Raw genomic sequence first — 26,537 nt, 5'->3', positions numbered from 1 at the left:
CCCTTCATGGGGACGCGGGTTCTTCATATCGCGCTTCATATTATGCGCGACGAATCGCACCGTTTTTGTACGACCTTATTTAGCCTGTTCCGCCTGTCCGCTCTGCTCCTGGTACCAGCGCTCAAGCTCGGCCACGGCCACATCATGCTCGACCGGACCGTTATCCAGACGGTATTCCAGCATGTGCCTGTACGCCTTGCCGACCATCGGACCGGGCTCGATGCCCAGCAGCCGCATGATCTCGTCGCCGTTGAGGTCCGGACGGATCGCGTCGAAATCCTCCTTCTTCTTGAGGTCGCGCACACGCTGCTCCATCTCGTCCATGGCGGCGGCGAACACCATGGCCTTGCGCTTGTTCTGCGTGGTCGTGTCGGCGCGCGTAAGGCGGTTCAGACGCTCGTAGAGCGGGCCCGCGTCCTTGACGTAGCGACGCACCGCGGAATCCGTCCACGGCTCCTCCACGTAGCCGTGGAAGCGCAGATGCAGGTTGACCAGCTCACTGACATCCTCGACCATGTGATGATCGAAATGCAGGGCCTTCAGACGCTTGCGGGTCATTTTCGCGCCGACGGCGTCATGACGATGGAAGCTCACCTTGCCGCCCGCTTCAAAACGACGGGTCTTCGGCTTGCCGATGTCGTGCATGAGGGCGGCCAGACGCAACGTCAGGTCTGGACCGGGCACCGGGCCGTCGGGGCCGGTTTCAAGGGCGACCGCACGTTCGATGACAATCATGGTGTGCTCGAACACGTCCTTATGGCGGTGATGCTCGTCGATCTCCAGCTGCAACGCGGGGATCTCCGGAAAGACGATGTCGGCGAGACCGGAATCGACCAGCGCCTCGATGCCGGCGCGCGGACGATCGGACAGCAGCATTTTGACCAGTTCGTCGCGTATCCGCTCGGCGGAGACGATTTCGATGCGGTCGACCATGTCGGACAGCGCTTCCGCGGTCTCCGGCGCGATACGGAAGCCAAGCTGCGCCACAAAACGCACGGCGCGCATCATGCGCAGCGGATCGTCGTCGAACGACTGCCTCGGATCGACGGGCGTGCGCAACACGCCCTTGGCCAAATCGTTCGCACCGCCGAAAGGATCGACGAATTCAAGCTGCGGCACGCGCAACGCCATCGCGTTCACGGTGAAATCGCGGCGGGACAGATCGCCTTCCAGCGTGTCGCCGTAATTGACCTCCGGCTTGCGCGAATCGGGATCGTACGTGTCGGAACGGTAGGTGGTCACCTCCACCTTCACCTCGGTGCCGTCCTCACGCCTGCGCATCGCGCCAAGCGTGCCGAATTTGCGTCCCATATCCCAGAAGCCATCATGTCCGAAACGGCGCAGAATATGCTCAAACTGCTCGGGACGCGCCGAAGTGCAGAAATCCAGATCATGCGATTTGCGATGAAGAAGCAGGTCGCGCACAGGGCCTCCGACCAACGCCAATTCGTAGCCTTCCGCGGCAAACATACGTCCCAATTCAATGGCCTCAGGCCACACTTCGAAGTTCACGCCAACCCTTTCAAGCGCCACAAGTTTCCGTTTACCAGCATACCGTTACTCCACCTGCACACAGAATTGAGTATGGTTGGAATCATGATTACGCCCGCAGATCTTGCACGCATGCTTGCCGATGCTGCGGACGACCATGCCCAAAATCCGTTGGAACCGGACAAACTGCTGTACACATCGCAGTCGGTGTCGTTGCAGCAGCGGACGATCGTCACGCCGAGCGCGCCGACGCCGGCGATGATGCCACGGCGGCGCAGCGCGGACGGACCGACCACGTTCGCATCGCTCGACGCGCAGGAATTGCCGGTGGTACGCGAATATTCGGCGGGCGGGCTGGTGTTCGACGACAAAGGTCGCGTGGCGATCATCGCACGTCATTCGCGAAGCGGACATCTGGAATGGTGTCTGCCGAAGGGACACATCGAAAAAGGCGAGACGCCGCAGCAGACGGCAGTGCGCGAAGTGCATGAGGAAACCGGCATCCTGGGCGAGGTGGTCGATTCCATCGCCACCATCGACTATTGGTTCACCGGCACCAGCCAGCGCGTGCACAAACTCGTGCACCACTTCGCACTGCGGCAGATCGGCGGCGAACTGACCGTCGAAGGAGACCCCGACCATGAGGCCGAGGATGCCATTTGGGTGGATTTCGCCGATTTGGACGATGTTCTGAGCTACCCGAACGAACGAAAGATAGCATGGTTGTACGCAAGGAAACTCAACAGACAGGCGTGACAGTGAATCAATCCGCACAATGGCATGCTCGGCATGGCCTTCGCGCGTTATCGTCCATCCTCGCCATGGTGTTGACCATGGCGTTGATGTTGTTATACGCACCCATGCCCGAGGCGCAGGCCACAGAATCCGTGGACGCGACGAGCGCTGCGGCCGGGATGGTGTCCATCGACTCCTCCACCGCCGTGCTGACGGACACGTCCGGATACCATCTGAGCGCCACGGTGACCAACACCACCGACCAGAAGCTTCCCGCAGGAACGCTGACGCTGGCCATGAACGCCTTCTACACCTTCGTGTCGCGCAACGACATCCAGGAATGGTCGGAAGGAACCAGCCTCATCTCCACCCCAAATATCGTAGGGGAAACCGACGTGCCCGCGCTGCAGCCGGGCGGCAGCGTCAAAGTGAATATCGACGCCGACGCGAACCAGCAGTCGCTCTCCGCCATTAATTCCTGGGGACCCAAGCCGGTAATGCTGGAATATTCGGCGGACGGCACCGCCCTTGCACGGTCGCACACCTTCGTGACGCGCACCGGAGCCGGACTCAACTCTCCCAACACGCCGGCAATGCATATCACCGTCGCGCAGCCGCTCGCCGCCAACGGATGGACGACCGACGGCAAGCTGCTTGGACAGCTGGTCGACGAAGGCGGAGTAACCGATGCGAAGCTGTCGAAAATCGCCGTCCCCGGCAAAGACGACGACACACGGCTCAAATCGCTGGAACAGGTCTTCGCCAAACACGACATGCTGCAGGTGGTGGGCGATCCCACCTATCTGAAGGCGATGTCGATGCCGACCCAAGTCGACGGCGTCACCCAGCCCGTGCTGTTCGACATGACCGCGTATTCCGCGCTGGGCAACGAATCCACGTATGCCGCGGCCGGCATCAACGATACGGAATGGAATGCCGACAACGCACTGCGGATATATCGATCGTCCTTGGGTGATTCTCAGGCGGACATCGCGCGCTATGCATGGCAGGGCAACGGCAATTGGACGATGAAGGCGCTGACGAAGGCACGTCAGCAGGGATACGACACCGTCATCGCCACCCACGATTTTGAGGAGGACGACAAGGCGACCGTGCAGACCGGCAAGACGGTGGTCTCCACCAATGCGGGCGATGTCACCGTCCTGTCCGCGCAGAAGGTGCTGTCCGATTTGGCGCAGGGCAAGGCCACCAGCGACGAGGCCGGTGCCGACGGTGAAGGAAGCACCGCCGGCAGACTCGCGCGATTCGTGGCGCAGAGCGCGTTCTACCAGATGGAACAGCCGTATGCGGAGCGCAATCTGCTGGTCTGCCTCGACGAGGATTCCGATCCGGCCATCGTGGAGAAGCTCATGACCGACATCGAGCAATCGCCATGGCTGAGCCTCACCGATCTCGCCACGTTGAAGCAGGCGGACACCACGTCGGACGACGACGAGACGGAAGCCATCATCCCCGAATCGGACGGGCTGTCCGACGAGGAGCGCAACGCGCTCCAACAGACGTTGAGCACGCTGGCGAACGCTTCGAACGACATCAAACGATTCAACACGTCGATTCTCGCCAAGCCAAGCAAGAAAACCCCGTCAAGCACCCGTTCCGACATAGCCCAATGGAGCAGGCAGCTCACGCGGACGCACGCCGCCATGGCCCTGCATGCGCTGGGCAACGAAAGCCCTTCCAGAAGCACCATGACGGAGGGAACGACGCAGATCGCTTCCCTGTTGATCAATGGTGTGGCGATCACCCCGACGGAAAGCGTGAACGTGGTCAGCGAAACCGCAAAAATGCCGGTGACCATCAGTAACAGCCACCCCTATCCGGTGAAGGTGAAGGTCTCCTCCCTTACCGATTCCATGCAAATCGTCACGTCGCGCTTCGACACCGTGGAGGTACCCGCGCACGGCGAGGCACAGGTGGTGTTCACCATCCGCGTGGCCACCTCCGGAACGGCGAACGCCACCATCAACCTGTTCGACAGAAACGGCGCGGCGTTCGGCGCCGCGCAGGTCACGCACATCACCAGCGCGCTGCAGATCAGCGACAAAAGCGGCTTCATCATCATCGGTTTCGCCGTTCTTTTGGGCATCGTGGGACTGTGGCGTCAATTCAACCGTAAGAAGGATCCCGACGAATGAGTTCTTCCGTTGGCCGTAATTCGCTGATCATGGCCTCCGGCACCGCCGCTTCGCGCGTAACCGGACAGGTCCGCACCATCCTGCTCGCCTGGGCTTTGGGCACCACCGGCTATGCCGCGAACGCCTACCAGGCCGGATCGATGATTCCGCAAGTCATCTATACCTTGGTTTCCGGCGGCATCTTCAATGCCGTGCTTGTGCCGCAGATCGTGCGCACGCTGAAAGCCAAGGATGCCGAGACCAAGCTCAACAAGCTCATCACCCTTGCCATCACCATGCTGCTGGGCGTGACGCTGCTTATGGCCATCGCCACGCCTCTGCTAACCAGACTGTACGTCAACGGCAGCCCTGAAACCATGGCCCTCGCCACATCGTTCACCCTGTGGTGCATGCCCCAGATCTTCTTCTACGGCCTGTATACGGTGGTCGGACAGATCCTCGCCGCGAAGGACCATTTCGTCACCTACGCGTGGAGCTCGGTCGGCGCGAATGTCATCAGCTGCATCGGTTTCGGCACGTTCATCGCGCTATTCGGCAGGGCCACCGAACGTCCGCTGGAATTCTGGACGCCGACGAAAATCGCGCTGACCGCGGGAGCATGGACGCTGGGCGTGGCCTTCCAAGCGCTGGTGCTGTTCATTCCACTGACGAAAATCGGCCTGCGATACCGTCCGAAATTCGGCATCCACGGCATTGGTCTGCGTTCGATGGGACCGGTCGCCATCTGGAGCGTCGGCATCGTCATCGTCGACCAGATCGGCAACATCCTGATCACCCGCGTCGCCACCAGCGCACCGCTCACGGCACAACTGAAGCTCCATATCAATCCGCTCGACGTGGCCGGCAACGCGACCTATCAGAACGCGTATACCATCTACATGCTCCCTTATTCGCTGATCGCGGTGTCCGTGGCCACCGCCATCTTCCCGAAGATCTCCCGAGCGATCGCCGAACGCAACCTTGCCGAGGCACGCAACGACCTGAGCCAATCGTTGCGGGTCATGGGACTTATCATGTGCTTCTTCGGAGCCGCGTTCGTGGTACTTCCGCTGCCGATCATCCTGTCGCTGCTGCCGTCCGTGACCGTACGCGAGGCGTTGCTCATGTGCGGACCGCTGGTCGCGCTCGGCTTCGGCATTCCGTTCGCCAGCTCCTATCTGATCATCCAACGGACCTTCTATTCGTTCGAGGACGGCAGGAATCCATTCCTGTTCACCGTCATGTCCATCGGAACGCAGGTGATCGTCCTGCTGGTCGGCGAGGCGGTTTTGCCGCCGACCGATTGGGTCACGCTGATCGGCGTATCCGGCACATTGAGCTTCATGCTGCCGTTCCCGATCCTGTTCGTCATGCTGCGCAAACGATTCAACGGCAACGTGGACGGACGTCGCATATTCCTGTCCTACGCGAAATCCATCATCGCGGAAATCTCGGCGATCGCCGTGGGCCTTTTCTGCCGCGACGGCGTCTATCGGCTGGTCGGGGCGCGTATCGGACGCGACGACGGCGCGATGAATTGGGGGCAGGCCGTCCTGTCCGCGATGATCCTGGCCATCATCATCGCCATCGTCTATCTGGCATGCCTGTGGGCGCTGCGTTCCGAGGAACTCGCTTCCATGAAAACCATAATCGTTTCACACATTCATGGGCTTGCCGGCAGGTATGGCAAGCCGACCAGCCCCAACGGTAAACTGGGGCGAAGCGACGCCGAAAACGGCGAACAGGAACAGAATCACAAGTAGAAATCATCGTTACAGAAGTTGAAGGAAACCATGAAACCTCAACTGGGAGATACCATCAGCAACCGCTATGTGCTGGTTTCGCCATTGCGTGAGGAAACCGGCCTGCAGGTTTGGAAAGCAAGCGACCATGTGCTTGCCAGGGATTGCCAGCTTTTCATCGTCAACAACCGCAAGGCGCTGCAGGACGTCAACGCCACGGCATCCATGCTGGCGATCTCCCATGACTCCCACTTCACCCAGGTTCTTCAGCTCCAGCACGTCGGCGAAGTGGCTCTGGTCGTCACGCAGCTCGATGCCGGCATGCCGCTGACCGAATACCTCGCGTCGCGTGACAAGCCGCTGAGCTTTACCGCGATACGCTCTATCCTCGGCGAGGTCGTCGAAGCCTTCCATGTGCTGCAGAAGGACAGCCTCACCCATTTCTCGATCAATACGGACACCGTGCGTTTGACCCGCAATGGCGTGGAAATCGCCGATGCCCCCATCAGCGTCATGCTTGCCGACACCTCACGTTCGCAGGTCACGGAAAGCAAGGAGCAGCTTGCGATTCGGCAGGTGGCCGCTTTGCTGTATTCGCTGCTGACGAGGCAGCCGTCGACATTGTCCACGGATTTCCGTCTTGAAGCGATCGCGCCGAACGTGCCGATGGAATTCCGCGTGATCTGCAAGCGTGGACTGAATCTCAAGGAGAAGGACGGCTTCCCGACCGTGCCGATGGCGACCGTCGCCGAATTGGAGGCGTTGCTGGGCGATTACCAGCCGCTTTCGCAGCTGCACGGCACCGACGTGATTCTGCCTTCCGCGAACTCGGAATGCTCGATTGTCAACGTCCCCCTATTGCAGGCTCTCGAACAGGATACTTTCCCACTTCCGGAGACGCTCAGCGAATCGGGTAGCATCCCCGAAATGACGTTTGAAGCCCCCGTTCCTCATACCGATCTCTCCGATAGCAAGGAGGCGCTGGCCAAGGGCGTGGCGGCTACGAGCGGCGCGGTGAAATCGCTGTGGAAGAACGGCCGCGAAATCCTGACCGAGGAGGACATCGACGGTGCCGACGAAGAGACCGGCGATTACCCCTTCTCCTTCCCCATCCGCGTTTCCGCGCCTTCGTCGGATCAGCAGACCGACGATTCGCAGTTGGAAAAGACCGGCCGCATCCCGGTGATTGGACCTGATGGACGAGTCATCCAGCCAGGAGAGGAGTCCGCGCGTGCGTTGAAGGCGGAGCAGGAAGCGATTGAGGAGGCGTATCAGAACTCGGTGACGACCCCCGCCCCACCAAGCTTCGCGCCAAACGGAGGCTCTTCTTCCACCTCGACCGAAGTCGCCGACGCCAAGCTGTTCGGCAACATGAAGACCAAGGTGGCGGCCATCATCGTGGCCGTCGTCGTGGTGGCTGTGGCTTTGGGATTCGCCCTGCATGGGCTGTTCCAGAACTCCGCTTCTTCGGATACCAGCAGCAATTCCGGAAATCCGTGGCCGGAAATGAATCTTGACAAGGTCCCGTTCGGACCGGGTGGAACCGCCGCCGATGCGGATTCCTCCGATACCGACGACTCCGCCCAATCGAGCGGAACCACCGAGAAGAGCCCCGACAAGGAGGCCAAGCAGGTCCCCGATCCGAAGGCTCCGGAAAACACCACTGCATACGAGATCGACAACCGCCAGTTCCTGTCGAATCCGGATGGACAGCAGGGATACGGCTATTATCTGCACCTCAGCCAGTCGCAGAAGGTGTCCCGCATGACGATCAAGATCCGCTCCTCCGGAGGCCAAGGCTACATCCGCGTGAACACCACGTCGAACCCGACTCAGGGCGAGCAGGTGGCCCAATTCGAATTCGACACCAGCGGAACCACCGACGTCAAGTTCGACAAGACCGTGGAAACGCAGGACATCCTGCTGTGGGTGCCGCTGAACAGCCTTCCCGGCAGCCAGCTGTACATCGAATCGATTCAGGTGTTCTAATCCGCCGCAATCGCGCGACACAGCGAAAGAGGACGTGTGGAGATTTTCCACACGTCCTCTTTTCGTTTCGCTTGTTTCACGTACCGTTTCGTTTCACGTGAAACATTGTTTCCGTGTCCGATCCTGCATTACAGTGGATATCATGAGTGACGTGCATGATGTTGTGATTATCGGTTCCGGCCCCGCAGGATACACCGCGGCGATCTATCTTGGTCGTGGCGGTTTCAAGCCGCTGGTCGTGGCGGGTGCGCTGACACCGGGCGGGCAATTGGTCAACACCACCGAAGTGGAGAATTTCCCAGGCTTCCCCGACGGCATCATGGGCCCCGATCTGATGGACAACATGCGTAGGCAGGCGGAAAAATACGGTGCGGATATCATCCAGAACGATGCCGTATCGATCTCCCGCGACGAAGCGTCCGACATCATAACCGTCGTTCTCGACGGCGGCGAAAGGCATGACGCACGTGCATTGATCATCGCCACGGGCTCCGACTATCGCAAGCTGGGCGTGCCGGGCGAGGCGGAATATGCCGGAAGAGGCGTCTCCTACTGCGCGACATGCGATGGCTTCTTCTTCCGCGGCAAGCCGATCGTGGTGGTCGGCGGCGGCGACAGCGCCTTCGAGGAGGCGGATTTCCTGTCCCGCTTCGGATCATCCGTAACGCTGATCCACCGTCGTTCCACGTTCCGCGCCTCGCACATCATGGTGGAGCGGGCGCGGAGCAATCCGAAAATCGATTTCGTGCTCGATGCCGTGGTCCAGGAAATCCACGGCGACAACGATGGCGTGCAAGAGGTGGAGGTACGCGACACCACCACCGGAAAAACCTCCGTAATCCCCGCCAATGGCGTTTTCGTAGCAATCGGGCATACTCCCACGACCGGCTTTCTCAACGGGCTTGTACGCACCGATAAGACCGGCTATATCGAAGTCGAAGGCGCCAGCACGCGTACCAGTACGCCCGGCATCTTCGCCGCGGGCGACTGCGTGGACAGCGTGTACCGTCAGGCCATCAGCGCGGCGGGCATGGGATGCCGTGCCGCGCTGGATGCCCAGGCATACCTCACTTCTGCTGCTGCATAAGCAATCCGACAATCCGGTCCATGTCGTCTTCCGACGTGAACACTATTTCAATGCGCCCATGCTTCTTTGATCCCTTGATGTACACCTTGGTGCCGAAACGCTTCTCCAGACCGACCTGGACGGGGGTGCCGGCCCACGGATTGAGCTTGCTGGCCTTCGGTTTCTTCTCTTGGTTGCTTTCGGCCACCTTCATGGAGACGATCTCCTCGGTGCTGCGCACGGATAGTCCTTCGGCGATGATGCGCGTGGCCAGCTGCTCCATATCCTCTTCCGTCGGCAATCCGAGCAGCGCACGCGCGTGGCCGGCCGACAACAGACCGGAGGCTACCTTCTTCTGCACGGCGGCCGGCAGATTGAGCAATCGCAAGGTATTGGCGATCTGCGGACGCGACTTCGAAACGGATTTCGACAGCTGCGACTGGGTCAGTCCGAAGTCGTCGATCATCTGCTGATAGGCGGCCGCCTCCTCCAACGGATTCAGCGCCACGCGATGCAGGTTCTCCAGCAACGCGTCACGTAGCATGTCGTCATCGGCGGTGGTTTTGACGATCGCCGGAATCGTCTTCAAACCGGCGATCTGCGACGCGCGCCAACGACGTTCGCCCATGATGAGCTCATACATGCTGTCCATGCGCCCATCGAACATATTGTGCGGCTCGACCGGATTTTCGGCGGACTCCTTGCGGGCGGCCTCGATTTGCGATTGCGGACGCTTGCGCACGACGATGGGCTGCAGCACGCCGACTTCCTTGATGGATTCCGCCAGCTCGCGCAGATCGTCCTCGTCGAATATGGTGCGGGGCTGATGCAGATTCGGGCCGACATCGCTCAGGCGCAGTTCCACCAGATAGCCGCCCTGCACCGGCAGCAGTTCCGGTTCGTCGTCCTTTTTCTTCCGTTCGGATGATTTTCCTGACGACTCGGTTTCACGTGAAACACTCTTCCGGTCATTGCGTTCGGAAACCGGTTTGGTGGTGGCACCGAAGAACATATCAGCGGGATGGGTGCTTTCGTTCAACGAGATGGACGGCATGCTGGCACGGTGATGCGCGTTCTTCTTCGTTTCACGTGAAACACTCTTCTTCATGTCCCGGACGGCGTCAACCGACGCCTGCGCGGTGGCCGCATCGTTCCTATCGTTCTTCTTATCGCCCTTGGCTTCACCTTTGGTGCTGCCCGGAACATCCTTGGAAATGGCCTTCACCGGCTTCTGGGTCCGCTCCATGGACTGCTTCTCGGATTGCTTCGTGGAAACAGGCTCCCCCGGAAGAGAAGGAAACAGCGCGCCGAGACCTTTGCCAAGACGAGACTTCGTAGTCATAATCAGTTCTCATTCCTTCTTGCGTCAATCGCCTGCAATACCGTCTCGGAACGACGCGAAAGCTCCAACGCGGCCTCGCAATACGCGATTGCGCCCATTCCCTTGGGATCGTATGAGATTACGCTCTGATTGAAGCTCGGCGCTTCGGAGATCTTCACCGTACGCGGAATGGTGGTGTCGAGCACGATCGTCGGATAATGCTTCTTCACCTCGCCATGCACCTCGCGGCTCAGCAGCGTGCGCTTGTCGTACATGGTGATGAGCATCGTGGAGACCAGCAACGACGGATTGTAATGCTCCTGCACCAGGCCGATGGTGTTGATAAGCTGCCCCAGGCCTTCCAGCGCATAATACTCGGCCTGGATCGGAATCAGCATCTCATGCACGGCGCACATGGCGTTGATCACCAGCAGACCCAGGCTGGGAGGGCAGTCGATGATCACGTAATCGTAATGCTCCTCGCTGGTTTCGAGGAACTCGTCGACCGCGTTCTTCAGCAGGGAATTGCGATCCGCCATATCGGCGACCTCCAATTCCGCGCCACTCAGATCGATGGAGGCGGGAACCACGTCAAGTTTTTCGAAGTCGGGACATGTGGTTTTGACTTCCGCGATGCTTTTGCGTCCTTCGATGACGTCGTACACGGAAGGCTGTCCGGAAGCGTGCGGGGCGCCCAGGGCGGTGGAGGCGTTGCCCTGCGGATCCATGTCGATGAGCAGCACTCTGCAGCCGAAATGAGCCAGGGCCGCGGACAGATTCACCGCGGATGTGGTTTTGCCGACGCCACCCTTCTGATTGGCTACGGCGATCAGCCTCGTCTGCGCCGGTTTCGGGCAAACGGCACGCTCCAGCGCCTTGTACCGCGATGATTCGTCCGCGATCTGCGCGCCAACCGGGGAATTCGACCCCTTGAAGATTCGCTTGATGGTATCCGTCGCGGATTCCATCGAAGTCAGATTATCTGGTTCACCAGGTCCAGTCATGAACTAGCCTTCCTATGCATATTCAAACTCAAGTTTCATCATTCGTGTGGACAGAAGCACTTCCGTGCGCAGCCCTTCGCGCCATTGTGGACAACGGTGGATAGTCGGTGGATAACTCATCCAATCATCCAAAAGTTATCCACCGAGTAATCGCTGCAAATCCAAGCTTTTTTGAAAGCATTTTTACAGTGTTCATGCGATTGTGGATAATGTGGATAACTTGCGCCGTTTTGTGGATAACTTATCGCTTGTCCACCATCAGCACATGCGTCGATTCGAGTCCGGGACCGACTTCGGCATCCACTACACGCGGATGGATTCCGCCGTTTTCCGAGATCTCCTTGGCTGCCTTGACGATCTCGTCCTGCGCGGAGCGTCCTTTCAGTGCGACCAGACGTCCGCCTTTGTCCAGCAGCGGAAGCGTCCATCCGGATAGTTTGGTCATCGGAGCGACGGCCCGGCAGGTCACCACGGCGAAGGGATGGGTCACGTGGATGGGATTGCCGTCAAGATCGACCGGCTCCGCTCCCCTGCCCTTTCGTCCTCCCTTCGAACCACGGACGGCGGCGATCACCGCATCGGCTCGGGAGCGCACGATGGAGACGTTCTCCAGACCCATCTCATCAACGCATTCATGAAGCCATTCGACACGGCGTTCCATCGGCTCAACCAAGGTGAAGCGATGATCCGGCAGACAGGCGGCCGCCACGATGCCTGGGAAACCACCACCGCTGCCGATATCCGCGACCGTCTTGAACTGCCTTTTCGAAGTGGCCTCTCGCACGAACGGCACGATGGCCGCGGAATTCAGGATATGACGCTCCCAGATGATGCCGACGTCCCGCGGCCCGATCAGTCCACGAGGCTCGCCTTCCGTGGCGAGTTTCACGTGAAACACCTTAAGCTTGTCCAACGCATCGCCAAGCACTTCCTCAAGAATCGGCGATCCGTCCAGTTCGTCATGCACATCACTCATGCTCACCATCCTATATCCCAATCCCTCCCTCCCACCACGTGACACACAACTCAGCCCCATTATTTGCACTCCCTCCCCTCCCCGACCATAAGACACGTACAGAAAAACAAGGTTGCCTATCCCCAAAGCGAAGGCCGCCATATTTCGTTCCCGACCGTAAGCTTGGCCGAACGGCCTTGAGTGTGTCGGGAACGAAATATGGCGGCCGCAGCGCACTTAAAACAGCAAAATAAATTGCGGCACGAAAAAGAATCCGCAGAAAAGCCCAACGTACTGGATTACATATCGTATGAAAACCAACAAAAAAGCGCCACTTAAAAGAGCAGCGCTTGAACGTTTCACGTGAAACCCTATACGGCTTTTCAGCCTTCGTCATCGATATCGTCGATGTCATCGACCGCCGAGGCCTTGACATACACCGTGACATAACGATGCGGTTCCTCGCCGTGGGAACGTGACTTCATCCCCTCTTCACGCACGACATCATGAACGATCTTGCGCTCGAAGGAGTTCATCGGCTTCAGATCCACCGGCTCTCCGGTCTCACGCGCCTCATCGATGGCGTCCAGGGCGAGGTCGTGCAGACGCTGGCGCTTGCGCTTCAGGAAGCCGTCGACGTCCACGATGAGGTGGGAGCGTTCGCCGGTTTTCTGCTGCACAGCAAGGCGGGTCAGCTGCTGCAGCGCGTCGACCACTTCCCCATTGCGTCCGATTAGATGCTTGATGTCGGTGTCGTCGTCGGCGACGATCTGCACCATCGGACGGTTGTTGCGCACGCCCATTTCTATGTCGCCTTCGTAGTCGGCGATGTCGAGCAATCCTTCGAGGTAATCGGCAGCGATATCAGCTTCCTCATTGAGCTGATCGATGGTCTTCTCATCATCTTGCGCCATGGTTCTGTACTCCTTTGAGCGGGGTTCTTGTTATTCAAGTCTAGCGATTGTTGTGTATCACGTTGGTGATTGCCGCATATAAAGCGGTGTGTCCTGTGTTTCACGTGGAACACAGGACACACCCGATACTTATTTCTTCTTCTTTTTCTTGCGACTCGGCTGCACGCGCTGGTAGCCGTTCTTTTCCTTGTTCTCGGCTGCTTCCTTGGCCTTCTGCAGCTCCTCCTCCTCGAGGGACGGCAGGCCGGCCTTGGCACGGCGGGCGTTCTCATGGGCGTGGTCGCGCCTCTCCTTCGCCTCGGCCGCGGGCGAACCCGGGGTCGGGAAGACGTGGATCTGCCAGATTGAACGCAGCAGGTTGCAGACGTTGTTGGTAAGCCAGTAGACCAGCACGGCGAACGGCATGGCGACGCCCGAGAAGATGTACATGATCGGGAACAGCCACAGCATCATCTTTTGCATCATTTCGGTCTGCTTGTTCGCAGCGGTCTGCGCCATGTTGCGCTTCATGCTGTTGTACTGCATGAGCCACAGGCAGAAGCACATCAACGCCACGAAGATGCCGATGACGATCTTGCCGTGGATGCCGGCTGTGGTGAAGTTCTCGGCCACGTTCACGCCGAACACATTAGTGGAGGTGAACTGCTTGGCGGTGGCGATGTCGAAGGCACCAAGGCCTTGTCCGTTCCTGAATTTGCCGCGTGCGATATAAGGAATGGCCGACAGCGTGTAGAACATGCACATGAACACGGGGCCCTGCACGAACATAGGCAGCATGGATGTGCAGCCGCCCATCGGGTTCGCGTCGTTGTCCTCGTACAGCTTCATGATTTCGCGCTGCATGGCCTCTTTGCTGGCCGGATCGTTCTTGCCCTTGTACTTGTTCTGGATGCGCTGCATCTTGGGCTGCATGACGGCCATCTGGGCCTGCATCTTGCGCATGCCCTTCATGGACTTATAGAAGAGCGGGAACACGCACGCCTGGACCACAATCACCAGGAACACGATGGACATGACCCACGAGAAACCGATCTCGTTCATGCCCAGCATCACCAGGAGCTTGTGGAATCCGGCCATGATCTGCGTCATAAGCCACTCGACGGGGTACAGGAGCTTATACAGCCAGCCCCAGAAACCGCTGTCGAGGAGGAATTGATCTTGATTCATTACAGGCCATTCTCCTTATCGCCTATAGGTTTTTCTACGTCCAGAGGCGTGAGCCGAGGCTCCTCGTGTGCCTTCGACCACGAACATCTGTAAAACAAGGAATAGAGCTGCGGAACATCGTCGATTCCACCACGGTTCCATTGATTGCAGCGAAGAAGGCGCAATAACGCAAGAAGGCCACCCTTAAGGCAGCCAAATCGTTCAATCGCCTGAATCGCATAATTCGAACAGCTTGGATAGTACCGGCATCGGGGCGCGGTACGGGCGGAAATATGCTTTTGATACCAGCGGATGAGCCGCACCGTCCAATGACGACGACGATTTTCGCTCATTGACGCTGGGCGGTTTTATGCTTCACCGCTTCGAAACATGCCGCCATCTGCTGCTCGAGCGACAAAAAATCGGCACGTGCGGCACTTGGCTTGGCGCGTAACACGATATCGCAGGATTCAGGTAACAGGGATTCGTATTTCCGCGCAAGCACGCGGAAACGCCTTTTCACGGCATTACGCGTGACCGCGTTGCCAACGGCTTTGGAAACGGCCAGGCCTATACGACGACCATGCACCGTCGTGGTATCGCCCGTCACGGCATCGTCGCGCATCGAATAATGCACGACGATGTCCTCACGCGATACCCTACGACGGCGTTTGAGCACCGCAACGAAATCGCGATGGCTTTTCAGCCGTTCCACCGCTCTATGCCACTAAAAAATCAGGCAGCGAGGGACTTGCGGCCCTTGGCGCGGCGACGGTTGATCAGAGCGCGACCCGCGCGGGTGCGCATACGCTGACGGAAACCGTGCTTCATGTGACGACGGCGGTTGTTCGGCTGGAATGTCCTCTTCATAATTAATGCTCCCGGTGTTTTAGCCATGCCAAGGCACGGCTCCTCATGAGTCAAGCTCTACTAAATTACTCTGACCCCTGAACAGAATGAAATTCAAAACCGTTTCCTTCATATTTTCATGGGGATTCCCCACGAAGAATAATCCACAAAATCGTTGCTATTCCGCCGAACTCCCCACAAAAGTTATCCACAAACCACGTCAACGTTATTCACAATTCAGTTTTTTCAACACGCGCCACGGTGGATAACCTGGGGAAAAAAGAGTACAAATATACAGTTGCATCGTAATGGCACGTCTATCGAGAAAGGGGTTATCCGTGTCTGAAAAAACGACAACAGACCCTCTCGAACAGGCTCGTGGGGTATGGTCCGACGCCCTGGCGTTGCTGCATCAGAATCCATCGCTTTCCGTACGTGACAAAAGCTGGCTGGAGAACGTCTATCCGGAAGGCATGTGGGGGCCGACCATCATGCTGTGCGTGCCCTCCGCCGCAGCCCAGCAGGCGCTCCAGACCGAATTGAACAAACCTTTGATGGAGGCGCTGCGCGAATCGGCCGAACAGGACATCTTCCCGGCATTCAAAATCGTCGAGAAGCCTTCGAAGCCCGAAACGGCGCCCATCGAAAACTATCCGCGCTTCTCCCCCACGAAATTGCCGGCAAAAGCGCCCGTGAAGCCACTTGCGAAGTCGCCCGCGAACGAGACCACGCAGGGTCAGCTGCCGATTCCGACGACCATGCCGCCGGAACATCACAACAACTTCCAAAGCGGCCAGAACAGGCCTTTGCTCGATCCTGAGACCCATCTGAACAAGAACGCCACCTTCGACACTTTTGTTCCTGGCGATTCCAATCGTTTCGCGCGTACCGTGGCACTGGCCGTGGCTGAGGGATCCGGACATGATTTCAATCCTTTGTGTATCTATGGCGGCTCCGGCTTGGGCAAAACCCACCTGCTGAACGCCATCGGTAACTACGCGCTGGTCAAGGATCCCAACCTCAAGGTGCGTTACGTGACCAGCGAGGAGTTCACCAACGAGTTCATCGAGGCCTTGGCGGACACCAACCAGAGTTCCGGACAAATCAAGGAATTCAACCGCCGCTACCGTGAGGTGGACGTGCTGCTCATCGACGACATCCAGTTCCTGAGCGGCAAGGACGCGACGCTTGAGCAGTTCTTCCATACGTTCAATACCCTGCACCAGGCCAACAAGCGTATCGTAATCGCCTCCGATGTGCCTCCGAAGGATCTGCAGGGCTTCAACGAACGTCTGATCTCCCGCTTCGAATCCGGACTGACCGTCGACGTCAAGCCGCCGGATCTGGAGACGCGAATCGCCATTCTGCGCATGATTGCGGCCATGAACGCGTCCGATATCCCCAACGACGTGCTCAATCTCATCGCGGAGCGCTTCACGGAGAACATCCGAGAGCTTGAGGGTGCGCTGAACCGTGTGACGGCCATGGCCTCGCTGAGCAACCAGCCGGTCACCCGCGCGCTGGCGGAGCAGACCCTGCAGGACTTCTTCACCACCGATGTGGAGATCAAGCCCGCGGACATCATCAGCCAGGTGGCGAAGTACTTCTATCTGACCTTCGATGACATCGTGGGCCGGTCCCGCACCAAGAAGATCGCGTTGGCCCGTCAGATCGCCATGTATCTGGTGAGGGAGCTGACCAGCATGAGCCTCAACGATATCGGGTTAGTGTTCGGGGGTAAGGACCACACCACCGTGATGCACGCGTACACCCGCATCAATGACGAGATGCAGGAAAAGCAGGAGATCTACAACTATGTGACCGAGCTGACTCTGCAGCTCAAGCAAAGGTCGAACGACAAGTAATCACGCATAGCCATTACTAGGCGCGCAGGCGTTGTCCCGTAACGTTTTTCTCAAGGTCGGTAAATTATTTACCGACCTTTTTACTTCCGTGGTGACACGCCGACGTGTGAGTCGTTTTATGTCGAGTTGTCCACAGGGATATCCACTTTCCGGGGAAAAATCTGTGGAAAACACGTTGGAAACGCCGCTGGAGCCGGTGGGCAAATCGTGGACTATTCACCGGGAAATGTGGATAACTTTTCATCGAGCTTTGGCCTGTGGATAAGTGACCTGGTTTTCCACATGCTGTTCCGAAGTTATCCACAGAAGGCGGTTGTCAGCGAGCCGTTGCGAAATATGGGGTGAACGCGGTTATCCACACTATCCACAGGGCTTATTATTACGGATGTAGGATTTTTCTTAATATAATCATCAAATTCATAAAGCGGGGAATTCCCCACGCTTTTCCTCCCGTATACCGCTTCGCTAGAATGGCATGTGGAACGAACGAAACGAGGAATACCCCATGAAAGTCGAAGTCAATTCCCAAGCACTTGCCGACGCCGTGGCATGGACCACACGCGTCATCGATGCCCGCCCAGCAGCGCCGATTCTTGCGGGCATACGCCTGGAGGCCATCGACGGCACACTCCAGCTTTCCGCCTTCAATTACGCCATTTCCGCCCGTCATCACATCGAAGCCGGCATCGACGAAGCCGGAAGCGTGCTGGTTCTGGGCAAACTACTCGCCGACATCACCAAATCCCTGCCGGCCGCCAAAGCTTATCTCTCCACCGATGGCTCGATCATGACCATCACTTCGGGCAAATCGACCTTCACCATGCAGCTCATGCCGGAAAGCGAATACCCGGATCTGCCCGTGGTGCCGCCGACGCTCGGCCAGGCGGACTCCGCCGCCTTCGCGCAGGCCGTCAACCAAGCCTCCGTCGCAGTCTCCCGTGAGGAGAACCGTCCCGTTCTCACCGGCATCCGCGTCCAATTCCAGGGCGATAAGGTCATCATGAGCTCCACGGATCGTTTCCGTCTGGCTCGCTCGAGCTTCGCTTGGAATCCGGCCGATCCGACCATCAGCACCACCGCGCTGGTCCGCGGTTCCCTGCTTCGCGACATGGCCCGCTCCTTGGATGAGCACCAGGACATCGTCATCGATTTCGATGCCGAGAATCCGTCCCTGCTTGGCTTTGAGAACGCAGGCCGTGTGTCCACGTCGCAGCTCATCGACGGCGAATTCCCGGCCGTGGACCGCCTGTATGCCGACGAATACCCGATTCAGGCGGTCATCAGCAAGCAGGCTCTCGTCGACGCCATCAAACGCGTGTCTCTGGTGGCCGAACGCAACGCCCCGATCCGTATGATGTTCACCGGCCAGGAGTTGACCCTGTCCGCAGGCGCCGCCGACGAGGCCCAGGCCAAGGAGATCCTCGACATCGACATGGACGGCGAGGACATCACCGTGGCCTTCAACCCGTCCTATCTGGTCGAAGGCCTGAGCGCAATCAGCGAACCGTTCGTGCGCATGAAGATGACCACCGCGGTCAAGCCCGTGGAATTCAACGGACAGAAGGAAGCCGACTCCGACGAATCCATGGACTACCGGTACCTGCTGGTGCCGATGCGCTTCAACAGCTGAGTCCGATTTCGGTTGGCTGGCTGCGAAAGTCCGATGCCTCCGCAGCCAGCCAACGGAACCATCAGCGAGATGCCGTCGCCGTAGCCTGCAAACCCTTCCAATACGAACTTTTTCTACTTCCATCCTCCGAATCAAACAAATCCTCCAAAGGTTTTGACGTTCCATGCATATTTCCCGTCTCGCACTTGACCACTACCGGTCCTGGGAGCATTGCGTAATCGATTTCGAGCCGGGAATCAACATTCTGCGGGGATCCAACGGCCTGGGAAAGACCAATATCGTGGAAGCCGTGGAAGTGCTTTCCACCGGATCCAGCCATCGCACGTCATCGTCGCTGCCGCTCATCGAAAAGGGGTACCCCTCCGCCACTATCCGAGCCAATGTGGAAGGTACGGACGGACAGCGCTCATACGAGATCACCATCGCTGCGCGCGGAGCCAACAGAGCACGAGTGGACGGCGGGAAATCGCAATACATGCGGGACATCATAGGAACGGTGCCATCCGTATCCTTCACCCCCGAAGACCAGCGTCTGGTGTCGGGCGATCCCGCCACCAGAAGGAACTTCCTCAGCCAGGCCGCATCGCTGCTGCTTCCCCGCTATATGCAGTCGCTGCAGCAGTTCGCACACATCGCCAAACAGCGTGCCGCGTTGCTCAAACAGCTTTCGGACGGCTCTGGAATCGACCCCGAATACGGGCGTCAGGCCGTGCTGAGCGGCCTGGAGGTGTGGACCGGGCAATTCATCGAAATCGGCATGCAGGTGACGCGGGACCGCAACGAAGTGATCGGACGGCTGCGTGAGCCCTTTTCTCGTATTTACAAGGCGCTGGCGGGAGCCAGCGAAGCGGCAGATCTGTCATACGAGCCGTCCTTCGACGAAGTGATGTTGTACGACGAGCCGGCAGCGGAGATCAGCCGGCATTTCCAACGGATCTACCCCGGCGAGGTGGCTCGCGGGCAGAATCTGATCGGCCCGCAGCGGGACGACCTGACCTTGCTGCTCAACGACATGCCGGCTCGCGAATTCGCTTCGAACGGCGAGATGTGGACGATGGCGCTGGCTTTGAAAATGGCGCTGTACGAGGTGGTTTCGGAGCAGTGGGACACCAAGCCGATCGTCATCCTCGACGATGTGTTCGCCCAGCTCGACGAATCCCGACGCGGGCAGATACTCGATTTCGCCAAACGGCAGGACCAAGTGCTCATCACCGTCGCCGCGGCAAGCGACATTCCCCAGGGCGGAGCACATGTCATCGATGTCGCCGCGTTGCGTCGCGCGCAATCGCAGGACATGGACGGCGACGTGGCCGCGATGGCGGCACTGCTCGCCGCCGGACGCGGCAAGCGCACACAGACCGCGCAGACGGAGCGGTCGCAGGACAAGGATGATGAGGACTGATGCCGAAGCCGCCTATCTGCGAAACCCTGAAACTCGACCAACGCAAGCTGCCGGCCGAAGTGTTCGAACGCATCAGCAAACGCGCCGGACTCCTCAAGGAACGTGAGGAGAAGTCGCGCAAAGCGTGGGAAAGCTTTGGCAAACCCGGCCGCGATCCGGTGACGATGGGAAGTATTTTCAACATTCTGGCGCAGAACGGCGCCTGGATACCCCATCTGAAGATGGCGCAGATGCGGGATCATTGGGACCAGGTTGTAGGCAAGGCGAATGCGATGCACTCCTACCCCGTCAGCCTGCGCGACGGCGTATTGACGATTCGTTGCGACAGCCCGGCATGGACCACCACATTGTCATATATGGTGCCGGCGTTGACCGATACCATCCGCAAGAATCTCGAGGGACTGACCATCAACGAGGTGAAGGTCACGGGCCCACAGCAGCAGGGATTCAGCCGTGGGCGTATCTCCAGGAAGCTCCGGTACTGACGGGCACCTTCTTCACAGTCACCTTTTCATAGGGCCTTTTCGGAGCGCACTGGGTGGTCGTTCCCATTTTTTTCGGAGCGCAAAACGGCGATATTCCGAGGATAAAGCCTCTCGCCCGCTGTCCCCCTCCATGAGTAGAATATCTAGCAGTGTATGTAAACGCCTAGAAGGGGCCTTTATTTGCGTTCTAGGTGGTATCACCTGCGTAAATGACCCTGACGGCGGGGTAAATGCAGGAAGGAATCTCTGTGGCAGACCTTGATGCGGATTCGCTGAACGAATCAGCTGAAAACACGCAGGAAGATCAGATTCAGGATCAAATCCAGAACGACCAGCTCGAAGACGCGCAGCTCGACGATTCGTTGTCGCCGGAGCACTATGACGCATCCGATCTGAGGGTTCTGGAAGGCCTCGAGGCGGTGCGCATCCGCCCAGGCATGTACATCGGCTCCACCGGCCCCCGCGGCCTGCACCACCTGGTGTACGAGATCGTCGACAACTCCGTCGACGAGGCGCTCGCCGGCTACGCTTCGCATATCGAAGTGACGATTCTGCCGGACGGCGGCGTGCGCGTGGTGGACGACGGCCGAGGCATTCCGGTCGATGAGGTGCCGGGAGAAGGCATCTCCGGCGTCGAAACCGTGATGACCAAGCTCCACGCCGGCGGCAAGTTCGGCGGCGGCGGATACGCGGTCTCCGGCGGCCTGCACGGCGTGGGCATCTCCGTGGTGAACGCGCTGTCCACCCGCGTGGACATCGAGGTGCGCCGTCAGGGCTTCCACTGGACCCAGACCTACATCAACCAGAAGCCGACCGCGCATCTGGCCAAGGGCCGTCCGATGGAGGAAGGCGAATCCACCGGCACCTCCGTGACCTTCTGGGCCGATGGCAAGATCTTCGAAACCACTACATACGATTTCGAGATCCTGCGCAACCGCTTCCAGCAGATGGCATTCCTGAACAAGGGACTGAAGATCTCGCTCACCGACCTGCGCGAGCCCGACCAGGCCGGCGACGAGGTGTCCGGCGAGGACAACGACGGTGAGGAGAAGTTCCAGACCGTCACCTACCAGTACAACGACGGCATCAAGGACTACGTCGACTACCTGGTGAAGTCGCGCAAGGCCACTCCGGTGGAACCGGACGTCATCGATTTCGAAGCCGAGGACCTCAAAATCGGCATCTCCGCGGAAATCGCCATGCAGTGGACCACCGCGTACTCCGAAGCCGTGCACACCTTCGCCAACACCATCTCCACCACCGAGGGCGGCACCCACGAGGAGGGCTTCCGCGCTGCGCTGACCTCCCTGGTCAACCGTTACGCACGCGAGAAGAACATCCTCAAGGACAAGGACGAGAACCTCTCCGGTGACGACGTGCGCGAAGGCCTGACCGCCGTGGTGTCCGTCAAGCTCACCAACCCGCAGTTCGAAGGACAGACGAAGACCAAGCTCGGCAATTCCGAGGCGAAGACCTTCGTGCAGCGCGTCATGACCGACAAACTCGGCGACTGGTTCGACGCCCACCCGAGCGAGGCCAAGAACATCATCCAGAAGGCCATCGAAGCTTCCCGTGCACGTCTCGCCGCCAAGAAGGCACGCGAGAACACCCGCCGCAAGTCGATCTTCGAATCGGCCGGTATGCCGGACAAGCTGAAGGACTGCCAGTCCAACAATCCGGAGGAATGCGAGCTGTTCATCGTGGAGGGCGATTCCGCAGGCGGCTCCGCCATCCAGGGACGCAACCCGATCACGCAGGCCATCCTGCCGCTGCGAGGCAAGATCCTCAACACCGAGCGCGCAAGCCTTGACCGCATGATGAAGTCCGACACCATCGAATCGCTGATCACCGCCGTCGGCGGCGGCTACGGCGAGGATTTCGACCTCAACAAGGTGCGCTACCACAAGGTCATCATCATGGCCGATGCCGATGTCGACGGCGCCCATATCGCAACCCTGAACCTGACGTTGTTCTTCCGCTACATGCGTCCGATGATCACCGCCGGTTACGTGTACGTGGCTATGCCTCCGCTGTATCGCCTCAAGTGGACCAAGGGGCCGCACGACTTCGTCTACACCGACGCCGAACGCGACCGTGTGCTCGCCGAAGGCAAGGCGGCCGGCCGTCAGCTGCCGAAGGGCGAAGGCATCCAGCGGTACAAGGGTCTGGGCGAGATGAGCTACCAGGAGCTGTGGGAGACCACCATGGACCCTGAGCACCGCATTTTGAAGCAGGTGCAGATCGAGGACGCGGCAGCCGCGGACGAGACCTTCTCCATGCTCATGGGCGACGAAGTCGAACCCCGTCGTCTGTTCATCCAGCGCAACGCGCGCAACGTCAGCTGGATCGACGCGTAAGGGCTTTGCGAGGACTTCTAGGCAAGGATTAAGAAATTGGCAGACGAAAACAATAACAACGAAGACGGCCAGTTCGTGCCGGATGGTTCCATGGAACCATTGAGCCCGCAGGAGGCCGACAACACCGACTACGGCCTGATGGTGGGTGAACGCGTCCAGAAGAAGGATCTGCAGCAGGAGATGCGCGAATCCTATCTGGCGTACGCCATGTCCGTGATCGTCGACCGCGCGCTCCCCGATGTGCGCGACGGCATGAAGCCGGTGCATCGCCGTGTGATCTACGCGATGTACGACGGCGGTTACCGCCCCGACCGTGGCTACTCCAAGTGCGCCCGCGTGGTCGGCGAGGTCATGGGCAAGTACCATCCGCACGGCGATTCCGCCATCTACGACACGTTGGTGCGTATGGCGCAGTCGTGGTCGATGCGATACACGCTGGTTGACGGCCAGGGCAACTTCGGCTCCCCCGGCGATGATCCCGCCGCGGCAATGCGTTACACCGAATGCCGTATGGCGCCGCTTGCCATGGAAATGGTGCGCGATATCGACAAGGACACCGTCGATTTCCTGCCGAACTATGATGGCAAGACCCAGGAACCGACCGTGCTGCCGGCCCGCTTCCCGAACCTGCTGTGCAACGGTTCGTCCGGCATCGCCGTCGGCATGGCAACCAACATCCCGCCGCACAACATGCGTGAGGTGGCCGAAGGCGTGCACTGGGCGCTCGACCATCCGGACGTCAGCCGTGAGGAACTGCTCGACAACCTGATCCGCATCATCAAGGGGCCGGACTTCCCTACTGGTGCAACGATTCTCGGTCACAAGGGCATCGAACAGGCCTACCGCACCGGCCGCGGTCTGATCACCATGCGCGCGGTCGTGAACACCGAGGAGATCAAGGGCCGTATGTGCCTGGTGATCACCGAGCTGCCGTACCAGGTGAACCCTGATCGTCTGGTCGTATCCATCCGCGAAGCGGTGCGTGACGGCAAGATTCAAGGCATCGCCGATATGCGTGACGAAACTTCCGGCCGTACCGGCCAGCGTCTCGTGCTGGTGCTTAAGCGCGACGCCGTGCCGAAGGTCGTGCTCAACAACTTGTACAAGCATTCCCAGCTGCAGCAGACCTTCGGTGCCAACATGCTGGCGCTGGTCGACGGTGTGCCGCGCACGCTGAGCCTCGACGCGTTCATCCGCCATTGGATCAGCCACCAGCTCGAGGTCATCGCACGCCGTACCGCATACCTCAAGCGCGAGGCCGAGGAGCGCGACCACATCCTGCAGGGCTATCTGAAGGCCCTTGACATGATCGATGAGGTCATCGCCCTCATCCGTGCCTCCGAGTCCGCTGAGACCGCCCGCACGGGCCTTATGGACTTGCTTGACGTGGACGAGGTGCAGGCGGACGCCATCCTGGCCATGCAGCTGCGCCGTCTGGCCGCTTTGGAACGCCAGAAGATCCTCGACGAGCACAATGAGCTCATGCGCAAGATCGCCGACTACAACGATATCCTCGCCAAGCCGGAGCGTCAGCGCAAGATCGTCGGCGACGAGCTCGACGAAATCGTTGCCAAGTACGGTGACGACCGTCGTACCAAGATCCTGCCGTACTCCGGCGAGATGAACGTCGAAGATCTGATCGCCGAGGAGAATGTGGTGGTCACCGTGACCCACTCCGGCTTCATCAAGCGCACCAAGGCCGACGAATACCGCGCCCAGCACCGCGGTGGCAAGGGCATCAAGGGCGCCAAGCTTCGCGAGGACGATGTGGTCGACCACTTCTTCCTGACCAGCACGCACAATTGGCTGCTGTTCTTCACCAACAAGGGACGCGTGTACCGTCTGAAGGCGTACGAGCTGCCGGAAGGCTCCCGCGATTCCAAGGGCCAGCATGTGGCCAACCTGCTGCAATTCGGCCCGGATGAGACCATCCAGACCGTGCTGTCGATTCCGAACTACGACGTGGCTAAGTACCTGGTGCTCGCCACCCGTTCCGGCAAGGTGAAGAAGACCGCGCTGGCCGAATACGACTCCCCGCGTCAGGGTGGCCTCATCGCGGTGCGCCTCATGACCGACGAGAATGGCGAGAATGCGGACGAGCTTATAGGCGCCGCGCTGTGCAACGCGGATGACGACATCATCCTCGTCTCCAAGCAGGGCATGAGCCTGAAGTTCGAAGCCAACGACGAGCAGCTGCGCCCGATGGGCCGCCAGACTGCCGGCGTGCAGGGCATGAAGTTCCGCGACGGCGACGAACTGCTGGCCATGGACGTGGTGTGGGGCGACTCCGACAAGGACCTGCTCGTGGTCACCAACGAAGGCTTCGCCAAGCGCACCGCCATCAGCGAATACCGTCTGCAGGGCCGTAACGGCTACGGCGTCAAGGCCGTGCAGCTCGCCGAAGGCCGTGGCTCCCTGGTGGGCGCCGTGATCGTGGAGGAAGAAGACCAGATCATGGCCATCATGAAGTCTGGCAAGGTCATCCGTTCCAACGTGGCCGAAGTCAAGCGCACCGGACGCACCACCCAGGGCGTGACGCTCGCCAAGCCGGACAAGAACGACGAGATCATCTCCATCGCGCGCAACGAGGAGACGGACGAGGACGAGACCGCGGAATCCCAGGAGAATACGGAATCCCAGGAAACCGCGGCCGCCGAATCGCAGGAACCGCAGGAGGAATCCGCCGCGCAAACCGCCGCCGAACCGGGCGACGGCGAGACGGCGACGGCGTGAAAGCCGCGTGGCCAATCGTCTGTGAAAACTGATAGCCTCAGCTAGAAACAGGCAAGATTTTGCAAGGAGCAACGATGAGCGAGAACAACAACAGAGAGCAGTCGCATGGAGGCCAGAGCGCCCCGCGAGTGGCTCGTTCCGCTTCCAGCCAGCCATTGATCGGCAAAGAGCAGATCAAGGCGCATGAGGGCGTTTCCGCGGCTTCGACCAGCGGTGTGAAGGTCCGTGACAAGGTGGCTCGTCGCAGCGCGCCGCGTGCCCGTCGCATGAGCCTGTCCCTGACCCGTATCGACGCCTGGTCCGCGGCCAAGGTGGCGTTCATGCTTTCCATCGCGGTCGGCATCATCCAAGTCGTCGCGGCGGCTTTGCTGTGGACGGTTCTGGACGTGGCCGGCGTGTTCGATCAGGTGGCGCAGATCGTCTCCTCCACCGGCCTTGACGCGGGCGGATTCGATCTCGCCAACGTGCTTTCGCTGAGCACCGTGCTGAGCGCGGTCACCATCTTCTCGATCGTCGAAGTGGTGCTGATCACCCTGCTGGTGGTCATCGTGACGTTGCTGTACAACGTGGTGAGCACGTTGGTCGGCGGCGTGCATGTGACGCTCGGCGACGACTGATTCGGACGGATCTACTGAGATCTGCTACGTAAACGGCCCGTACCGGTATGGTGCGGGCCGTTTTTTGTATGCGCGGGCAGATGTGCAAGCCGGATATGTGG

The 26,537-nt window shown here is 59.5% G+C and carries 21 protein-coding genes; 12 read left to right on the top strand and 9 right to left on the bottom strand.

The features are described from left to right. Nucleotides 1-75 precede the first annotated feature (75 nt). On the bottom strand, nt 76-1,512 hold the full coding sequence (locus OU26_RS05205) for a CCA tRNA nucleotidyltransferase (protein WP_026646642.1): 1,437 nt from the start codon (nt 1,510-1,512) through the stop codon (nt 76-78). Between the two features lie 84 nt (nt 1,513-1,596). Here OU26_RS05205 and OU26_RS05200 point away from each other — a divergent pair, with 84 nt between their 5' ends. From OU26_RS05200 to trxB, 5 genes are all read left to right on the top strand, one after another. Beyond that, a complete protein-coding gene (locus OU26_RS05200) occupies nt 1,597-2,247 on the top strand; it encodes an NUDIX hydrolase (RefSeq protein WP_026646643.1) in 651 nt (216 codons plus the stop codon). After that, complete coding sequence (locus OU26_RS05195; RefSeq protein ID WP_051592941.1) at nt 2,211-4,382, top strand: DUF6049 family protein; 2,172 nt, start codon at nt 2,211-2,213, stop codon at nt 4,380-4,382. The genes OU26_RS05200 and OU26_RS05195 overlap by 37 nt, the downstream gene beginning before the upstream one ends. After that, nucleotides 4,379-6,124 (top strand): murein biosynthesis integral membrane protein MurJ, encoded by a 1,746-nt coding sequence (murJ, locus tag OU26_RS10740; RefSeq protein ID WP_026646645.1) that lies wholly within the window; start codon nt 4,379-4,381, stop codon nt 6,122-6,124. Before OU26_RS05195 ends, murJ begins: the two co-directional genes overlap by 4 nt. A 30-nt stretch (nt 6,125-6,154) precedes the next feature. Next, nucleotides 6,155-8,092: a protein kinase family protein gene (locus OU26_RS10735; RefSeq protein WP_026646646.1), complete on the top strand. Its 1,938-nt coding sequence runs from the start codon at nt 6,155-6,157 to the stop codon at nt 8,090-8,092. 142 nt (nt 8,093-8,234) lie between these two features. Continuing rightward, complete coding sequence (gene trxB, locus OU26_RS05180; protein WP_026646647.1) at nt 8,235-9,179, top strand: thioredoxin-disulfide reductase; 945 nt, start codon at nt 8,235-8,237, stop codon at nt 9,177-9,179. Here the strand turns inward: trxB and OU26_RS05175 are convergent. The 8 genes from OU26_RS05175 to rpmH all read right to left on the bottom strand — a co-directional run bounded on the left by OU26_RS05175 (nt 9,160) and on the right by rpmH (nt 15,368). Beyond that, nucleotides 9,160-10,500 carry a ParB/RepB/Spo0J family partition protein gene (locus OU26_RS05175; protein WP_026646648.1) on the bottom strand — a complete coding sequence of 447 codons (1,341 nt, stop codon included), beginning with the start codon at nt 10,498-10,500 and terminating at the stop codon, nt 9,160-9,162. The two genes, trxB and OU26_RS05175, sit on opposite strands and share 20 nt — an antisense overlap. A 2-nt stretch (nt 10,501-10,502) precedes the next feature. After that, nucleotides 10,503-11,447 carry a ParA family protein gene (locus OU26_RS05170; protein ID WP_026646649.1) on the bottom strand — a complete coding sequence of 315 codons (945 nt, stop codon included), beginning with the start codon at nt 11,445-11,447 and terminating at the stop codon, nt 10,503-10,505. A gap of 277 nt (nt 11,448-11,724) precedes the next feature. Then, a complete protein-coding gene (rsmG, locus tag OU26_RS05165) occupies nt 11,725-12,459 on the bottom strand; it encodes a 16S rRNA (guanine(527)-N(7))-methyltransferase RsmG (protein WP_033498933.1) in 735 nt (244 codons plus the stop codon). A gap of 362 nt (nt 12,460-12,821) precedes the next feature. After that, on the bottom strand, nt 12,822-13,352 hold the full coding sequence (locus OU26_RS05160) for a Jag family protein (protein ID WP_026646651.1): 531 nt from the start codon (nt 13,350-13,352) through the stop codon (nt 12,822-12,824). A gap of 129 nt (nt 13,353-13,481) precedes the next feature. After that, entirely contained in the window at nt 13,482-14,519 is a 1,038-nt protein-coding gene (gene yidC, locus OU26_RS05155) for a membrane protein insertase YidC (RefSeq protein ID WP_026646652.1), read from the bottom strand. Continuing rightward, nucleotides 14,519-14,851, bottom strand: coding sequence for a membrane protein insertion efficiency factor YidD (yidD, locus tag OU26_RS09875; protein ID WP_081815638.1), 333 nt, complete (start codon nt 14,849-14,851; stop codon nt 14,519-14,521). Before yidD ends, yidC begins: the two co-directional genes overlap by 1 nt. Continuing rightward, entirely contained in the window at nt 14,848-15,213 is a 366-nt protein-coding gene (gene rnpA / locus OU26_RS05150; RefSeq protein WP_026646653.1) for a ribonuclease P protein component, read from the bottom strand. The genes yidD and rnpA overlap by 4 nt, the downstream gene beginning before the upstream one ends. A gap of 20 nt (nt 15,214-15,233) precedes the next feature. Continuing rightward, the gene (gene rpmH, locus OU26_RS05145; RefSeq protein ID WP_003807168.1) at nt 15,234-15,368 is read right to left on the bottom strand and encodes a 50S ribosomal protein L34; all 135 of its coding nucleotides are present in this window, start codon (nt 15,366-15,368) and stop codon (nt 15,234-15,236) included. Between the two features lie 317 nt (nt 15,369-15,685). Here rpmH and dnaA point away from each other — a divergent pair, with 317 nt between their 5' ends. The 7 genes from dnaA (at nt 15,686) to OU26_RS05110 (ending at nt 26,436) form a co-directional block, all read left to right on the top strand. Then, nucleotides 15,686-17,212 carry a chromosomal replication initiator protein DnaA gene (dnaA, locus tag OU26_RS05140; protein WP_026646654.1) on the top strand — a complete coding sequence of 509 codons (1,527 nt, stop codon included), beginning with the start codon at nt 15,686-15,688 and terminating at the stop codon, nt 17,210-17,212. A 505-nt stretch (nt 17,213-17,717) separates the two neighbouring features. Then, a complete protein-coding gene (gene dnaN / locus OU26_RS05135; RefSeq protein WP_026646655.1) occupies nt 17,718-18,842 on the top strand; it encodes a DNA polymerase III subunit beta in 1,125 nt (374 codons plus the stop codon). A 163-nt stretch (nt 18,843-19,005) separates the two neighbouring features. After that, nucleotides 19,006-20,244, top strand: a complete 1,239-nt coding sequence (gene recF, locus OU26_RS05130) for a DNA replication/repair protein RecF (RefSeq protein ID WP_026646656.1) — start codon at nt 19,006-19,008, stop codon at nt 20,242-20,244. Continuing rightward, nucleotides 20,244-20,729, top strand: a complete 486-nt coding sequence (locus tag OU26_RS05125) for a DciA family protein (protein WP_026646657.1) — start codon at nt 20,244-20,246, stop codon at nt 20,727-20,729. Before recF ends, OU26_RS05125 begins: the two co-directional genes overlap by 1 nt. Before the next feature lie 230 nt (nt 20,730-20,959). After that, the gene (gyrB, locus tag OU26_RS05120; RefSeq protein WP_033498932.1) at nt 20,960-23,086 is read left to right on the top strand and encodes a DNA topoisomerase (ATP-hydrolyzing) subunit B; all 2,127 of its coding nucleotides are present in this window, start codon (nt 20,960-20,962) and stop codon (nt 23,084-23,086) included. 36 nt (nt 23,087-23,122) lie between these two features. After that, nucleotides 23,123-25,819, top strand: a complete 2,697-nt coding sequence (gene gyrA, locus OU26_RS05115; RefSeq protein WP_026646659.1) for a DNA gyrase subunit A — start codon at nt 23,123-23,125, stop codon at nt 25,817-25,819. A 74-nt stretch (nt 25,820-25,893) separates the two neighbouring features. Then, a complete protein-coding gene (locus OU26_RS05110) occupies nt 25,894-26,436 on the top strand; it encodes a DUF3566 domain-containing protein (RefSeq protein WP_026646660.1) in 543 nt (180 codons plus the stop codon). Nucleotides 26,437-26,537 lie beyond the last annotated feature (101 nt).

This window comes from Bifidobacterium ruminantium DSM 6489, from assembly GCF_000770925.1.
Lineage (GTDB): Bacteria > Actinomycetota > Actinomycetes > Actinomycetales > Bifidobacteriaceae > Bifidobacterium > Bifidobacterium ruminantium.
This window is presented reverse-complemented; position numbering and strand designations above follow the sequence as displayed.